The organism is Myxococcus stipitatus DSM 14675, from assembly GCF_000331735.1.
Classification (GTDB): Bacteria; Myxococcota; Myxococcia; order Myxococcales; family Myxococcaceae; genus Myxococcus; species Myxococcus stipitatus.
The window spans coordinates 9,468,143-9,483,114 of sequence record NC_020126.1; the positions used below are offsets into that span (position 1 = coordinate 9,468,143).

At 70.1% G+C, this 14,972-nt stretch carries 12 protein-coding genes; 3 read left to right on the plus strand and 9 right to left on the minus strand.

Annotated features, from left to right (window positions below; translation table 11 throughout):
• Positions 1-57 precede the first annotated feature (57 nt).
• Complete coding sequence (dapE, locus tag MYSTI_RS36675; RefSeq protein ID WP_015352913.1) at positions 58-1,143, minus strand: succinyl-diaminopimelate desuccinylase; 1,086 nt, start codon at positions 1,141-1,143, stop codon at positions 58-60.
• Positions 1,144-1,319: 176 nt separating this feature from the next.
• Between dapE and MYSTI_RS36680 the strand changes: the two genes are divergently transcribed.
• Complete coding sequence (locus MYSTI_RS36680) at positions 1,320-2,762, plus strand: ankyrin repeat domain-containing protein (protein ID WP_015352914.1); 1,443 nt, start codon at positions 1,320-1,322, stop codon at positions 2,760-2,762.
• Positions 2,763-2,780: 18 nt separating this feature from the next.
• Here MYSTI_RS36680 and MYSTI_RS36685 read toward each other — a convergent pair whose 3' ends face one another.
• From MYSTI_RS36685 to MYSTI_RS45070, 5 genes are all read right to left on the minus strand, one after another.
• Complete coding sequence (locus MYSTI_RS36685) at positions 2,781-4,556, minus strand: hypothetical protein (protein WP_015352915.1); 1,776 nt, start codon at positions 4,554-4,556, stop codon at positions 2,781-2,783.
• A 108-nt stretch (positions 4,557-4,664) separates the two neighbouring features.
• Positions 4,665-5,303: a cupin domain-containing protein gene (locus tag MYSTI_RS36690; RefSeq protein WP_233278078.1), complete on the minus strand. Its 639-nt coding sequence runs from the start codon at positions 5,301-5,303 to the stop codon at positions 4,665-4,667.
• A gap of 45 nt (positions 5,304-5,348) precedes the next feature.
• Positions 5,349-6,173 (minus strand): 2,3,4,5-tetrahydropyridine-2,6-dicarboxylate N-succinyltransferase, encoded by an 825-nt coding sequence (locus MYSTI_RS36695; RefSeq protein WP_015352917.1) that lies wholly within the window; start codon positions 6,171-6,173, stop codon positions 5,349-5,351.
• A gap of 65 nt (positions 6,174-6,238) precedes the next feature.
• Positions 6,239-6,544: a hypothetical protein gene (locus MYSTI_RS36700; RefSeq protein ID WP_015352918.1), complete on the minus strand. Its 306-nt coding sequence runs from the start codon at positions 6,542-6,544 to the stop codon at positions 6,239-6,241.
• A gap of 184 nt (positions 6,545-6,728) precedes the next feature.
• Positions 6,729-6,965 carry a SelT/SelW/SelH family protein gene (locus MYSTI_RS45070; protein ID WP_015352919.1) on the minus strand — a complete coding sequence of 79 codons (237 nt, stop codon included), beginning with the start codon at positions 6,963-6,965 and terminating at the stop codon, positions 6,729-6,731.
• Positions 6,966-7,158: 193 nt separating this feature from the next.
• Here MYSTI_RS45070 and MYSTI_RS36705 point away from each other — a divergent pair, with 193 nt between their 5' ends.
• Complete coding sequence (locus tag MYSTI_RS36705) at positions 7,159-8,601, plus strand: pyridoxal phosphate-dependent decarboxylase family protein (RefSeq protein ID WP_015352920.1); 1,443 nt, start codon at positions 7,159-7,161, stop codon at positions 8,599-8,601.
• Here MYSTI_RS36705 and MYSTI_RS41210 read toward each other — a convergent pair.
• The gene (locus MYSTI_RS41210) at positions 8,579-11,083 is read right to left on the minus strand and encodes an ATP-binding response regulator (protein WP_015352921.1); all 2,505 of its coding nucleotides are present in this window, start codon (positions 11,081-11,083) and stop codon (positions 8,579-8,581) included. The two genes, MYSTI_RS36705 and MYSTI_RS41210, sit on opposite strands and share 23 nt — an antisense overlap.
• Before the next feature lie 204 nt (positions 11,084-11,287).
• On the opposite strand from MYSTI_RS41210, the gene MYSTI_RS36715 reads away from it, so the two are divergent.
• Positions 11,288-12,007 carry a glycosyltransferase family 2 protein gene (locus MYSTI_RS36715; RefSeq protein ID WP_015352922.1) on the plus strand — a complete coding sequence of 240 codons (720 nt, stop codon included), beginning with the start codon at positions 11,288-11,290 and terminating at the stop codon, positions 12,005-12,007.
• Between the two features lie 55 nt (positions 12,008-12,062).
• Here MYSTI_RS36715 and MYSTI_RS36720 read toward each other — a convergent pair whose 3' ends face one another.
• Both MYSTI_RS36720 and MYSTI_RS41215 read right to left on the minus strand, forming a co-directional pair.
• Entirely contained in the window at positions 12,063-14,186 is a 2,124-nt protein-coding gene (locus MYSTI_RS36720; protein ID WP_015352923.1) for a monovalent cation:proton antiporter family protein, read from the minus strand.
• Between the two features lie 145 nt (positions 14,187-14,331).
• A complete protein-coding gene (locus tag MYSTI_RS41215; RefSeq protein WP_015352924.1) occupies positions 14,332-14,781 on the minus strand; it encodes a hypothetical protein in 450 nt (149 codons plus the stop codon).
• Positions 14,782-14,972: the final 191 nt, after the last annotated feature.

A 14,972-nucleotide genomic window follows, 5' to 3' on the forward strand; every position in this document is an offset into this window, starting at 1 on the left:
GTGCTTTGCTCTCACGGGCTCGTAACGCGTCAGCCAGGAGCCAGCCCCGAGCCCGCGTCACCCCTTGAGGAACGCGGCCAGCTTCTCGTACGCCACGGCCAGCGGAGCGATGGGCGCGCTCTCGTTCGCCTGGTGCGCCTGCGCCGTCTCACCGGGGCCGTAGTTGATGGCGTCCACGCCCCACTCCCCGAAGCGCGCCACATCCGTCCACGCCTGCTTCGAGGCCGCGGGCAACCCCGTGATGGCCAGCAGCTTCTGGAACAGCGGGTTGCCGGAGACCACCGGCCCGCTGGGCGACGCGTCGGAGATCTCCACCTCCGCGCGGCCCGCCACCAGCGCGTGCACGTCCGCCTTCGCCTGCTCGATGCTCTTCCCCGGCGCGAAGCGATAGTTGAGGTTCAGCTCGAACGCCTCGGGAATCACGTTCCGCGCGCGCCCCCCCTTCGCCAGCGTCGCGTTGATGACCTCGTAGAAGCGGAAGCCGTCGACATCCACCTCCACCCGCTGCTTCGCCAACAACTCCGCCAGGAACGGGCCCGCCTTGTGGATGGCGTTCTCCCCCTGCCACGGCCGCGCCGAGTGCGCGCTGCGCCCCGTGAAGCGGACCGTCGCCTGCATCGAGCCCACGCACCCCACCTGGACTTCGCTGTCCGTGGGCTCCATCGCGATGCCGAACTTCACGCGGGCCAGGTCCGGTCGCTTCGCGAAGAGCGGAATCAAGCCGCTCTCCGCATACGCCCCCTCCTCCCGCTCGTAGAACAAGAACGCCAGGTTCACCGGCAACGTGTCGCGGCGAAGGTCCTCCGCCAGCGCCATCATCACCGCCAGCCCGCCCTTCATGTCCGACGCACCCAACCCGAAGACGCGCTCACCCTCGATGCGAGGCACGCGCCCCTGGTCGCTCGGGTGCGCGGGCACCGTGTCCAGATGCCCGATGAGCGCCACCGTGGGCCGAGGGTCGTCCAGGTTCCCCAAGAGCAGCGTGTGCCCGACCCGGCAGACGTCCTTCGCTGGGAAGTGCTGGAGCGCCCACCGCTCGGTGAAGTCGGCGATGGGGCCTTCCTGGGTGATGGGGCTGGAGATACGGCACAGCTCGAGCGTCGTACGGGCGAGCCTCGTGGCGAGGTCTTGAGAGGAGGACATGCGCCTCCCACCATAACCCCACCCCTCCCCGCCCGCCGAAGCCCCCCCACCACACGGCAAGCACCCAGGCCCCGCCCTGGACAGCCCAGGCCCTTGGATTCATCAGTTTATGAGCAGGTGCTTCTGAACGTGTGTTCACGGATACTCTCCGCTGACTCACATGCTTCGAGGATGAAATGTCGGGGACGGCGGACGAGGCGACCAAGGGCCTGCTCGCGGTGTGCAAGGCCAGGCAGAACAAGAAGGTGGACGTCGGCGCGGAGGCCATGAGGCGCTGGGTCGCCGAGGGCGCGGACGTGAACGCGCGCGGCGAATACGGCGCGACGGTGCTCCAACTCGCCCTGCGGTGGCCCTACTCGACCGAGGGCACCCCGCCCGATGTCGCTGGCATCCGCGTGCTCATCGACGCGGGCGCGGACGTGAACGCGCGCGACTCGCATGGGCGGACGCCGCTCCTGGACGCCCTCCAGTCCTCGGCCTCGCCAGAGACCGAGACCCGGGTGTCGGAGGCCGTTCAAGTGCTGAAGGCGGCCGGAGCCCGCATCCCCTCGGACGTGAAGAACCAACACGGCGGGGCCTTCGCCTGGACCTCGGAGGTCCTCTACCGGGAGATTCTCGACGCGGGCGCCGCCATCGACGGACGGGACGAGGCAGACAGGACGCCCCTGCATCGCATGGCCGGCCGCGGCACCCCCAACATCGTGAAGCTGCTGCTCGAGCGCGGCGCCGAGGTGAACGCCATCGACGGCCAGGGGCTCACCCCGCTGGGCGTCGCGCTCCGGACGAAGGAGGAGGTCTGGGTCGCCCACAACAAGCGCACGCCCGGGTTCAACGCCATCATCGCCCTCCTGGAGGCCGCGGGCGGAAGACCCCACGTGCCCTTCACGCGAAGCGACGACGTGTTCGCGCCGTTCCCCGTGAACCCGGACGCGCTGACCCGAACGCTCGCGGGCGAGAAGCTCGACCTCACCCACCCCGCCGCCTCCGCGCAGGAGGTGGCCACGGACCTGTGTGGTTACGGAGAGCCCGAGAAGACGTTCGCCAAGTTGACCGCGCTGCGGGACGCGCTCGGCGTGGAGCCGAGGAAGGTCCGCCTCCAGGGGCCGCTCGACATGCGCCGCGTGTTCTTCCACCACGGCGACCTGGAGGTGGACGGCGACCTGTCCATCTACAAGCCGTTCGCGGTGACAGGGAACGTCACCGTGCACGGCGTGGTGACGGACTCGGCGAATGAGTCACTGGTCGCCATCCTGGGCCACCTGAAGTGCCACGGCCTCTACACCGACTGCGAGTTCAGCGTCCAAGGCGACATCGAGGCCCGCGACGTGGTGCTCGGCTACTACAACGACCACATCCTCGCCGCGAACACCATCAAGGCGAAGGTCGTCATCGAGGACGACCACGCCTTCATGGCCACCGTCGAAGCGGAGCACCACTTCGACATGGACACCTACAGCCAGGGCTACGGCGAGGGCGTGGCGCAGACGCTTCAGTCCCTCTTCGTCGACGAGGTGTTCCAGCCTCGCGAGGACGGGGAGGACGAGGAGGAGCCCCGGCGCATCGACAGGGGCGAACTCTTCGACCGCATCAGCAAGGGGCTGCCCGTCTTCCGCGAGTGAGCCCCCGGGGCGGCTCCGTCAGAAGGCCCGGATGAAGTCGAGCTCCACGCTGTTCTTCGCCGCCGCGTCGGAGGGCGTCAGCGCGGGGCTCGGCTTCTCCGACACCGCGGGACTGCCTTTCGACTGCCACTCAGACACGTGACGGAATGAGTTGGCGTCGAAGCCCGCCAGCAACAACACGTGCGGCAGGGAGGACGGCAGCGGCGCGTTCTCATACGCCGCCAGGTTCCACATCACCACGTCCACGGGCCCCAGGAACTCGTGCCACGCCTGGATGGCGGCCAGGAGGGGTGGCACCGACGTGTCGAACGCAATGGCTCGCTCCCGGAGCTTCTGCGCCCGCAGCGGCATCAGCGCCTGGGCTTGCGGCGGATGGAACTGCATGTCGGAGAAGAAGTAGAGCGTGCGCGGCCTCGGGCGCGAGGGCTGGTCCAGCAGGGTGAAGATGAGGTTCACCACCGAGTTGGCCACCTGCGTGCTGCCCCAGCCCTTCCCCTCACACAGCTTCTTCGCCAGGCCGAACACCCCCTGCTTCTCGCGCAGGTTCTCCAGGTAGCAGTCATCCGCGAACGTCGCCGCGTAGCCCAACTCCCGCGCCATCACCGCCGCCAGCGTCACCGCCACGTCCCCCACCTGCGCGGAGCTCTTCGTGCCGCCCAGGGGCGTGCTGAACATGGAGCCAGAGATGTCCGCCAGCCCCAGGCTGGGCCCCTTGGGCAGCAATCCCTTGCACACCTGCTCCAGGATGGCCTCGAACACAGGCGCGAGCGCCGGCTCGGGGTCCGCCATGAAGACAATCTTGTCTCCCGAGTAGTTCGGGCGCGACTTGCCCTCCATCGCCGCGCGCCAGCCCATGTAGATTTGATGCGGCCACAGGCCCGCGAAGCGGCGCTTGCGGGCCTCGGCCAGCAGCGCGTCCACCGGGATGCCCGCCTGATACATGGCGCGCACGTAGCCCTTGAAGGCCAGGTCCGGCAAGAGGCCCGGCACGTCCAGCACGCGCCGCCACGTCTCCACCGTCGACCCCATGAAGGACAGCGCCTGCTCCGTGGACAGGCGCCCCTGCACGAAGTTCTCCACGCTCGCCTCGCCGCCGAAGTACGCGCGCCGCGCCTCCAGCAGCGACAGCCCCTCGGTCAGCCCCGCGCGCTCCCGCGTCGGCGCATGCAGGTAGCGGTAGAGCTTCAGCGTGCGCTCATCCAGGTGCGCCTTCGCCAATCCCATCGCATCCACCAGCCGCAGGCTCGCGCGCTGGCCGTTCTTCCGGCGCCGCGTCAGCGGGAACTGCCGCCGCGAATACTTGAGCACCTGATACTCATCCATCTGCCCCAGCGCCCGCGCCATTCCCTTGCGCGCGGCCTCCGGGACTTCGCCCAGGCCCAGGTTCTCGAAGTGCGTGACGAACAGCGCGACGTCATCCGCGCGGTGGCGCAGACAGCGGAACGTGTACTCCTCCGTGAAGGGGCCGCCCGGGTCCGCCGCGGCGAGGATGGCCGGCGCGACACTCCCCTGGATGCGATTGCCCTTCCCCTTCACCGGGTCGCGCATGTACGCGGCGAACTTCCAGCCGAAGCCCCGCTCATGCCGCTCGGCGTCGAGCAGCGCCGTCGCGTAGTCGCGAATCTCGTCCCGCTGGGTCCGGTAGAAGGTCTCCTCGAGCAGCGCCGAGCCCTTCGTGAAGGTCAGGTGCGTCAGCGGGTCCGTGCCGGACAGGTCGAAGGCGGTGGCTCCCTCGTGTGTCCGTGCCCCGTCGTGCTCCAGGGACCCCACGACGTCATCCAGCACCCGAGGCATGCCCCACTCCCGAGCCGAGAAGAAAAGTCGGCGCCCCGCCCCGCTGGCAAGCCAGCAAGGGCTCATGGACGAAGTAGGGGCGCCAGATGTCTCGAAGCCTACGTCAACTCACGACGGCGAAGCGAGGGCCTCCTCGAATTCCGTGGCGCCCTCCAGCAACACCGCGCAAAGACACGCGGGGCCCAGCAGCGCGGAGAACCCGTGGGCGCTGCCCACCGTCTTCTCCAGCGCCTCGCCCGGCCAGACCTCGTGACCGGAGTCCTCGCGCAGCCCGCCCTCCAGCACCAGGTTCAGCTCGCGTCCCAGGTGCGTGTGCTTGGGATAGCGCACGCCCGGGTGGAGCCGCAGCACCGCGGCCATCATCCCCTCGCGCGCGGGGCCCGGCTCCACGGGGAACAACTCCGAGCCCTCCACCGGCCCCGGCATCCACCGCGACGCATCCCCCAACGACTCCAACATCCGCAGCGAGTGCTCCCGCGACAGGTCGAAGAACGAGGCCACCGGCTCCGCGAAGCGCTCGAAGCGGCGAGGCCCCTCCATGCGCTCCATCAGCGCCCCCAGCACGGAGGCGGGGGGCTCGACGGGAGGTGTCAACACAGACAGGGCATCGCGCGCCATGGACAGACGGCGGACTTCGCCCTGGCACCGCGCGCAGTCCGCCAGATGGCGCTCGGCGGCCTCCCGAGCGGGGGGCTCCAGGGTCTCCAGGACCCACTCCGCCAGGATGTCGTCGAGGTGCGCCATCATCCCCTCTACGGAAGCCTCCACCGCTCTGGATTTCTCCGCGGACGCCTACACGGGCACGGCGAAGTCGCGCAGGGCCGAGTTGAGGCTCGTCTTCTTGTCAGTCGATTGTGTCCGCTGGCCGATGATGAGCGCGCAGGGGACCATGTACTTCCCAGCGGGGAATTGCTTCTCCCGCATCCCGGGAATCACCACGCTGCGAGCGGGGACGCGGCCCTTGTAGACGCGCTCCTCGGGGCCGGTGACGTCGATGATTTGGGTGGACGCGGTGAGCACCACGTTGGCGCCCAGCACCGCCTCCTCCTCCACCACCACGCCCTCCACGACGATGCAGCGGCTGCCCAGGAAGGCGCGGTCCTCGATGATGACGGGCGTCGCGGTGGGCGGCTCCAGCACGCCCCCCAGGCCCACGCCGCCGGACAGGTGGACGTCACTGCCCACCTGCGCGCAGCTGCCCACCGTGGCCCACGTGTCCACCATGGTGCCCGCGCCCACGCGCGCGCCGATGTTCACATAGCCCGGCATCACCACCGCGCCGCGCTCCACGAAGGCGCCGTAGCGCACCGTGCCCGGCGGCACCACGCGCACGCCCGCCTTGTCCAGGCCCTTCTTCAGCGGGACCTTGTCGTGGAACTCGAAGGGCCCCACCTCCATCACCTTCATCTCCGACACGGCGAAGAACAGGAGGATGGCTTCCTTCACCCAGGCGTGGACCTTCCAGCCGTCCGGGCCTTTCTCCGCGACGCGCAGCTCTCCGGAGTCCAGGCGTGCCACGGTCTCACGCACGGCGGACACGAAGTCCGGGTCCTTGAGTTTCGTCCGGTCCGCGAACGCGGCGGAGACCTTCTGGGAAAGCTCGTCGATGGGCAGCATGGCGCCTCCTTGAAGCACACTTCCGCGCGGCGCGCCGCACCAACCTGAAGCCCGCGCGGGCCCGCTCAACCGTGCGCGGCTTCGGGCTCCACCAGGGGAAACGTCTGCGTCGCGATTTCCCCGTGCAGGGAGCGGGGCGCCACGTCCACGGCGCCGTGACCTTCCAACTCCACCACTCCGGGCGTCACGTGCCGGATGCGGGACAGCGGCACCTGGCCCCAGTGCCGGCTGAGGAGCCAGCGGCGCAGGTAGAGGTGCTCTCCGCTCACGCGCGTCACGTACCCGAGGAAGGTCCCCGCGCCGTCCCGCACGCGCATGCCACTGACGATGGAGCGCCGCTCATAGGGCGACGCGGTTTCGGGCCAGGCCATCCGTCCACCTCCTGCCGCAGAAGGTGCGCCCGCATCCGCCCACCTGGGAGCACCCCGTCCCGGGCGCTTCCTCGGCAGGAGGCTTCGCCGCGGCCTCGGGTGGGGAAGTGTCTCGGACAGGACACCCGGCGGCGAGGCCCTGGGGGCGACCCGGGGCTCTCCGGGCCGGCCGTGTATCGGGTGACTAGCCGTCCAGGGCGCGCGCGACCGCGTCCACCACCTCCTGGTCCGTGGGGAAGGCGAGCGAGTCCTTGCGGACGACCACCTTCCCGTTCACGGCGACCTCGTAGCTCCCGGAGGGCCCCGTCTTCAGCTCCGCCACCACATCCAGCTCATCCTTCAGCGCGACCGCCGCACGGGCGGCCCGAGGCCTGTAGCCTCAAGAACCACAGTAGGTAATCGTCACCTTCGCATCGGCCATGGTGCGTTTCCTCGAGTGTGCCGGGTGTCGCGCGACACGCGCGTCCCTCCTCGGGGAGATAATGCGTTTCATGCGCCGGGGCCAGCCTGTCCGCTGGGCGGGCAGGTGAGACATCCCACGAAGCAACCTCTCTCTCGGGTGTGCACGGACCCGAGGACGCGGGCGCGGAGCGAGGCTAGGTTGTCGCGCTACCATGACCGACTTCCGTGAGCGCATCACCGCCGCCTATGACGCCGAGTCGTTCCGTCGCCAGGGACGCCAGCTGGTGGAGTCCCTGGCGGACTACCTGGCCCAGGCGCAGCGCGGTGACGGCCTGCCCGTGCTGCCGTGGGCGTCGCCCGCGGTGAACGTGGACCGCTTCGCCACGGCCTTCCCCGAGGAGCCCACGGGGAGCTTCCCGGAACTCGTGGCGAGAGTCCTCTCCGGCTCCAATCACTTGCATCACCCGCGCTACGTCGGCCACCAGGTGACCGCCCCCGTGCCCCTGGCCGCGCTGTGTGACGCCGTCTCATCCCTGCTCAACAACGGCATGGCTGTGTATGAGATGGGCCCCGTCTCCACCGCCATGGAGCGCCATGTGTTGCGTTGGATGGCCGCGCGCCTCGGCCTGCCGGAGACGGCGGATGGTGTGCTCACCTCGGGCGGCTCGCTGGGCAACCTCACCGCGCTGCTCGCCGCCCGTCAGGCCAAGGCCGGCTACGACGCGTGGAACGACGGCGCCCACGCGGGCCCGCCCCTCGCCGCGCTGGTCGCCTCCACCGCGCACTACAGCCTCTCGCGCGCCACGCGGGTCATGGGCTGGGGCGCCCAGGGCCTCATCCCCGTCCCCGTGGATGAGCACTTCCGCCTGCGCCCGGAGGCCCTGGCCCCCGCGCTGGAGAAGGCCACCCTCGCGGGACGCAAGGTCATCGCCGTCGTCGCCAGCGCCGGCTCCACCGCGACGGGCGCGTTCGACCCGCTGGAGGCCGTGGCCGACTTCTGCGAGCAGCACGGCCTGTGGTTCCACGTGGACGCCGCCCACGGCGCCTCCGCGGTGCTCAGCGCCCCCCACCGCCACCAGGTGCGCGGCCTCGACCGCGCCGACTCCATCGTCTGGGACGCGCACAAGGGCCTGCTCATGCCCGCGCTCATCACCGCCGTCCTCTTCCGCGACGGCGCGCGCTCGTTCGAAGCCTTCGCCCAGGAGGCCAGCTACCTCTTCGAGGGCACCGAGCGCCCCTGGAGCGACGTGGCCCAGCGGACGATGGAGTGCACCAAGGAGATGATGGCGCTCAAGCTCTACACGTGCCTGAGCGTGCTGGGCACGCGCCTGTTCGCCGACGCGGTGACGGAGTCCTACGCCCAGACGCGCCGCTTCGCCGAGCGCCTCTCCGCCACCAGCGACTTCCAGGTCCCCGTGTCGCCCGACTGCAACATCCTCTGCTTCCGCCACACCCCCGCGCACGTCCCCCCGGAGGAGTGGGACGGATTGCAAGCGCGGCTGCGCGAGCGGCTGGTGACGCGCGGCGACTTCTACCTGGTGCAGACGAAGCTGCCCGGAGGCGTGTACCTGCGCGTCACCCTCATCAATCCGCTCACCACCGACGCGGACCTGGACGCGCTCATGGAGGCCCTCAGGACGGCAGCTCGACGGTGAACTCGCTGCCCACGCCGGGCTGCGACGTCACCGTCACGACGCCGCCCAGCACCGCCACCATCTCCCGCACCAGCGTCAGCCCCAGCCCCACACCCGGCTTGGACTTGTTCTCCAGCCGCTCCATGTGCTCGAAGGGCTCGAAGACGCGCGACTGCGCGTCGGGAGGAATCCCCGGGCCCGTGTCGCGCACCCGGAAGCGCCACCCCCGAGGCCACCCCTCCACCTCCACCGACACCCGGCCCTTCTCGGTGTACTTCACCGCGTTCATCATCAGGTTGTGCAGCACCAGGTGGACGATGCGCGGGTCCGTGCGCGCGAGCAGCTTCCCCTCGGGCCGCGCCAGCTCCAGCCCCAGCCCCTTGCGGGTCGCCTCCACGCGCACCTCCGCCACCACGTCGTCCACCACGCCGCCCAGGTCCACCGCCTCGCGCCGCACCACCAGCCGCCCCTCCTCCAGCTGGTTGTACTGAAGCACCATCTCCACCATGTCCCGCAGGCGCAGCGTGGAGCGGTGCATCCGCTCGAACATGTCCAGCGCCCGAGGCGGCAGGCCCACCAGCTCCCGCTGGAGCGCATGCAAGGTGAGCTGCAGCACCGACAGCGGCGTGCGCAGCTCATGGGACACCAGCCGGAGCAGCGTGCTGCGCGAAGAGCTCGCGCGCTCGGTGGTCTCCAGCGCCACCTCCAGCTGCCGCTTGCGCATGCCCAGCTCCCGCGCCATCGCCTCCAGGTCCACCGAGCGCGCCGCGAGCAGGCCCTGGAGCACCTCGCGCGTGCGCTTCATCGTCGCCAGGTTCGACACCCGCGCCACCAGCTCCTCGGACACGAAGGGCTTCACCACGTAGTCCTGCGCCCCCGCGCGGAGCAGGTCCACGCGCAGCGCCTCGTCCGCGCGCGCGGTGAGCAGCAACACCGGCGTGGACTCCAGCCCCGGGCGCGTGTGCACCTCGCGCACCAGCCGGTCTCCGCCCATGCGCGGCATCATCACGTCGCTGACGATGACGTCCGGCTGCATCCGCTCCGCCTGCGCGAGCCCGTCCACCCCATCCACGGCCGTGGCCACCTGGAAGTGCTTGGACAAGGTCTCCACCACGAAGCGGCGCATCTCCCGCGTGTCCTCCACCACCAGCACGCGGGGACGGCTCGAGTCCTCCACGCGCACGGGCGCGGGCTCCACCTCCTCCGGCCGGAGCAGGTCCACCTCCGCGCGAGTCGCCCCCGCGCTCACGCCCTGCGGCTCCATCTCCAGCCGCTCCGCCAGCTTCACGCCCGTGGGCGCCATCAACGGCAGCTCCACCACGAAGCGGGCCCCACCACCCGGCCGCTCCTCCACCCAGACGCGCCCCTCATGCAGCGTCACGAAGTCGCGGGTGATGGCCAGGCCCAGGCCCGTGCCCCCCACCTCGCGCGCCAGGTCCGAGTCCCCCTGACGGAACCGCTCGAAGATGGCCTCGCGCAGCTCCGTGGGGACCCCCGGCCCGTTGTCCTCCACCACCAGCCGTCCCCAGCCCGCCTCCGCGCTCAGCGCGACGCGGATGTGGCCCCCCTCCGAGGTGAACTTGAACGCGTTGGACAGGAGGTTGAGCACCACCCGCTCCAGCTTCTCCGGGTCCACCTGCGCCGGCAGGCTCGCGGGCAGCTCCAGCACCAGCGCCAGCCGCCGCTCCGCCGTGAGCGCCTCGAAGTTCTCCGCGCTCCAGCGCACCAGCCGCGCCAGGTCCACCTCCGAGTACCGCACGCGCATCTTCCCCGCGTCCAGCTTGGCCACGTCCAGGAGCGCGTTCACGTGCCGCAGCAACATGCGCGCGTTGCGGCGCACGACGTCCAGGTCCTTGTGCAGCGCCTCGCTCAGGTCCCCGTGCTGGAGCAGCCGCTCCACGGGGCCCAGGATGAGCGTCAGCGGCGTGCGCAGCTCATGGCTGACGTTGGCGAAGAAGCGGGTGCGCTGCTCCTCGGACGCCTTGAGCTTGGCGTACAGCGCCTCCAGCTCCTGCGAGCTCTTCTCCAGCCCCACCCGGCGCTCCTCCGACAGGCGCGCCGCCTGGGTGAACTCCACCACCTTCCCGCGCAGCGGCACCAGGTACAGGCCCGTCGCCACCGACGCCACCGCCGTCACCAGCTTGATGCCGCCCGCCAGGTAGTAGGCGGAGTTCCACACGTTCCATATCTCCATGAAGTGCGTCAGCCCACACGCGGCGATGAAGACGCCGAACGACAGCACCATCCCCCCGAATGGCATCCGCGTGCGCCGCACCATCGCGTACAGCGACAGCGAGATGAGGAAGTAGGCCGCGCCGATGAAGGCGTCCGACACCACGTGCATCACCATCAGGTCCTGCTTCCACAGGTAGCAGTGGCCGTGGGGCATGTTCCACGCGCCGAAGAAGAACTCCCCCAGGTTCCCCTGGGGACCACCCTCCCCGAAGAGCCCTCTCACCAGGGAAACCGCGCCTCGCACCGCAGGACCGAGCTGGCCGTTCATGGCGTTCCCTTCCGCAGTCACACGTCGGCAGGGAGCCCCCCACGGCCCCTGCCCCCACCGGAGCATTCCGCGCGATACACGTGAAGCGTGTTGCTACACCCCCATCTCACACCGCCTGGACGGGAAAGGGCAGCCACCCCCTCGACAGCGCCGGGTGCTGGACATTCGCCCCCCGGGTCGAAATGAGGTAGAGCGCGGAGCGTCATGCTCGTCTCCCTGGTCATCCCCGTCTACAACGAGATTCCCACACTCGCGGAGCTGCTGCGCCGTTGCATCGCTGTCGACTTTCCGAAGGAAATCGTCTTGGTGGACGATTGCTCTCGGGACGGAAGCCGCGAGCTGCTCGAGAAACTGGCCACGCAGGGCGTGGAGATACTGGGGGGGACGCCCCAGAACCGGAATGAAATCCGGGTGTTGTTCCAGGAGAAGAACCAGGGCAAGGGCGCCGCGCTGCGCCGTGGTTTCGCCGAGGCCACCGGAGACATCATCCTGGTGCAGGACGCGGACCTGGAATACGACCCGCGGGACATCCCCAAGGTGATTCAGCCCATCCTGGACGGGGAAGCGGACGTGGTGTTCGGCAGCCGCTTCACGGGCACGCCGCGCCGGGTGCTGTATTTCTGGCACACCGTGCTCAACAACCTGCTCACCACGCTCTCCAACATGACGAGCGGGTTGAACCTCACCGACATGGAGACTTGCTACAAGGCGTTCCGCGCCGAAGTGGTGCGCTCCTTCGAGGTGGAGGAGAACCGCTTCGGCTTCGAGCCCGAAGTGACGGCCAAGGTGGCGCGCGGCAACTGGCGCATCTACGAGGTGCCCATCAGCTACCACGGGCGCACGTACGAAGAGGGCAAGAAGATTGGCTGGAAGGACGGCGTGCGCGCCCTCTACGTCATCGGCAAGTACGCGCTGAAGCGGTAGCGGCCAGGCAGGAGCGGCGGCCCGTTCCGCGGACCGCCACTCCCCCCTCGGGCCCTCAGCCGTGGGCCTGGGTCGTCTCGGCCGGCGGCGGCTCCACCGGGGGCGGCGCGGACGGCACGACGCCGGTGAGCAGCGACTTGGCGGCCTCCACCGCCTCGCTGGTCCCCATCAGCGCGAGCACGTCCCCCACGCGCAGCACCTCCTGCGCGGTGGGCACCGACAGGCTCTCCTCGCCGCGCTGGATGGCGAGCACCGTCGCGCCGGTGAGGCCGCGCAGGTTCACCTCCGCCAGCGACTTGCCCGCGACAGGGCTCGGCTCCTCCAGCCGCACGGAGGCGGGCGCGCCCAGGCCCGGGAGCAGCCCCTGGACGTGGTCCAGCGCGTGCTCGTCCTGCGCGGCCCCGGGCTCCTTCGAGTGCGACTGCGCCGCCAGCGCCGCCACGATGACCTGCGCTCCGGCGCGCACGTGGCCGTGCAGGTTGGTGGCGCCTCGCCAGAACGTGACGCCCATGACGCCCACCAGCGTCAGCACGATGAGGGGGCCCGCCGCGTTCTTGAGGAACGGCTGCGTCACCATCACCACCGGGATGCTCACCAGCAGCATGATGCCCACCTGGAGCGTGACGGTCAGCACGCGCCGGGGCGCCACCGCCAGGTCCAGCTTGCCGTCCGTGCGCGCGGGCAGCGCGGCCTCCGCCAGCATCACCCCCAGCCGCCGCGCGATGCCGATGACCCCCAGGATGAAGGGCACCGCGAGCAGCACCGCGCCGCCCAGGATGAGGTTGCGGGACAGGTCCTCGTCCACGCCCGTGCGGGCCTCGACGAAGCTGGCCATGCGGTCCGCCGACAGCGACGTGCCAATCACCAGCGCCACCAGCAGCACGGCGTCCAGCACCAGCAGGCGAATCTGCCGGCGCACCCCCGCGCCCAGCGTCTCCCGCCGAGGCGCCTCGCGCAGCTTCTCCACCCAGGTGCCATACAGGGTGACGAACGTCTGGAGCGGCTTGGGCAGCTTGCGGTCCACCCACGTCGCCACCGGGCCCGACACCTTGATGAGCAGCGGCGTCGTCAGCGTGGTGATGGCGGACACCGCCACCGCCACCGGATAGATGAACGTGCCGGTGGCCTTCAGCGACAGGCCCAGGCCCGCGATGATGAAGGAGAACTCGCCAATCTGCGCCAGGCTCAACCCCGCCTGCACCGACGTGCGCGTGCCGTTGCCGGTGAGGAACGCGCCCAGCGTCACGCCGAAGAGCTTGCCCAGGATGACCACCAGCGTGAGCACGAGGATGGCCGCCCAGTGCTCCGCGATGAGCGCCGGGTTGATGAGCATGCCCACCGACACGAAGAAGATGGCCGCGAACATGTCGCGCACCGGCTGCACCAGGTGCTCCACCAGCTTCTCCTCACCCGACTCCGCCACCAGCGAGCCCGCGAGGAACGCGCCCAGCGCCACCGAGTAGCCGAAGGACTGCGCCAGCAGCGCCACCGCGAAGCAGATGCCCACGCTCGTCACGAGCGTCGTCTCCGGCCGGTTCAGCTTGATGACCGCCCGCATGGCGCGCGGGATGATGAACAGGCCCACCGCCACCAGGCCCACCAGGAACGCCACCAGCTTGCCCGTGGTGAAGGTCAGGTCCTTCACGTTCAGGCCCGCGCCCGTGGAGATGGCCGTGAGCGTGGCCATCATCAGCACCGCGATGAGGTCCTCGACGATGAGCACGCCCACCACCAGCTCGCGCATCCGTCCCCGGACGCCCTGCTCGTCGAACGCCTTGGCGATGATGGTGGTGCTGGAGACGGCGATGAGCGCGCCGACGAAGAGGCCCTCCAGCGTCGTCCACCCGAAGGCCTTCCCCACCACGATGCCCAGCCACACCATGATGCTGCACTGGATGACGGCGGTGACGCCGGCGGTGAAGCCCACGGAGAACAGCTTGCGGAGGCTGAACTCCAGCCCCAGCGAGAACATCAGCAGGATGACGCCCAGCTCCGACAGCGTCGTGACGACGTCGGGGTTGGCCACCAGGGGGATGGGGACGTAGGGGCCCACCACCAGGCCCGCGAGGATGTAGCCCAGCACCACGGGCTGGCGCAGCTTCTGGAAGAGCACCGTCGTCACCGCGGCGACGCACAGGACGATGGCAATGGCCTGGAGGACCTCGTGGGCTCCGTGCATCAACTCACCTCGACAAAAAAAGAAATGGGATGGAAATGGGGACACAAGCGTCGTTGCGCGCGGACGCAAGCGACGACGCGAAGACGTCACGGTGGAGGCCCGGAGGGCCCCCCGCGAGCGCCTGACTCAGCTGGACAGACGCCCTTCAGCCCACCGAGGGTGGGCCACGCAGGGGACACGTCACGATGGAAGGACGGTCCGCGATATCCCCGCTCGACGTAGGCGCCGCCGGGGCCCGGCGTTTGAGCAGCGTGGCGCGCGTGACGGCATGACGGCGCTCACGCCCCCAGCGATGGAGGGCCTGGAGGTCCGGCGCGAAGGTGGACTCGCGCCCTCGCGTGATGGACGGCGCGCTGAACGCGAGCCCCGCCCCGGCCTGGAGCGCCGAGTCCCAGCCCCCCAGGTCGGTGACGTTGAGCTGCGCGCCCCACCGCCGCGAGCCGCCCTTCTTCGACGACTTCACGCCCTGGCGGACCGACGTCGCGCCCGGGTCCAGGTGGAGGCCGCGCTCCTGGGTGCCGTGGGAGACGTCCACCGCGGCATCCGCGGGGAGCACCGTCGCCACGACGAGCGCCATCCCCAGGGCGAGCAGCACCGTCCGGAGCCTCTCGCTCCCGGTACCGGGCCGTCGTGATGTCGTGCCGGGAGAGCGCATCAATCGTTCAGGTACTACGCCGCCCCCAGCCACGTAAAGCGCCGGTTTCCCAAGCCCGCCAGTCCGCTGTCCCCGCCTCTTCGCCCTGTCCTTCACCTGACGCGCGACGACGGCGCCGTGCTCCAGGCCGG

Bases quoted from the DNA above. Each gene is read 5' to 3' on its own strand.
- dapE (WP_015352913.1), bottom strand. From the start codon at position 1,143: ATGTCCTCCTCTCAAGACCTCGCCACGAGGCTCGCCCGTACGACGCTC.
- MYSTI_RS36680 (WP_015352914.1), top strand. From the start codon at position 1,320: ATGTCGGGGACGGCGGACGAGGCGACCAAGGGCCTGCTCGCGGTGTGC.
- MYSTI_RS36685 (WP_015352915.1), bottom strand. From the start codon at position 4,556: ATGCCTCGGGTGCTGGATGACGTCGTGGGGTCCCTGGAGCACGACGGG.
- MYSTI_RS36690 (WP_233278078.1), bottom strand. From the start codon at position 5,303: ATGATGGCGCACCTCGACGACATCCTGGCGGAGTGGGTCCTGGAGACC.
- MYSTI_RS36695 (WP_015352917.1), bottom strand. From the start codon at position 6,173: ATGCTGCCCATCGACGAGCTTTCCCAGAAGGTCTCCGCCGCGTTCGCG.
- MYSTI_RS36700 (WP_015352918.1), bottom strand. From the start codon at position 6,544: ATGGCCTGGCCCGAAACCGCGTCGCCCTATGAGCGGCGCTCCATCGTC.
- MYSTI_RS36705 (WP_015352920.1), top strand. From the start codon at position 7,159: ATGACCGACTTCCGTGAGCGCATCACCGCCGCCTATGACGCCGAGTCG.
- MYSTI_RS41210 (WP_015352921.1), bottom strand. From the start codon at position 11,083: ATGAACGGCCAGCTCGGTCCTGCGGTGCGAGGCGCGGTTTCCCTGGTG.
- MYSTI_RS36715 (WP_015352922.1), top strand. From the start codon at position 11,288: ATGCTCGTCTCCCTGGTCATCCCCGTCTACAACGAGATTCCCACACTC.
- MYSTI_RS36720 (WP_015352923.1), bottom strand. From the start codon at position 14,186: ATGCACGGAGCCCACGAGGTCCTCCAGGCCATTGCCATCGTCCTGTGC.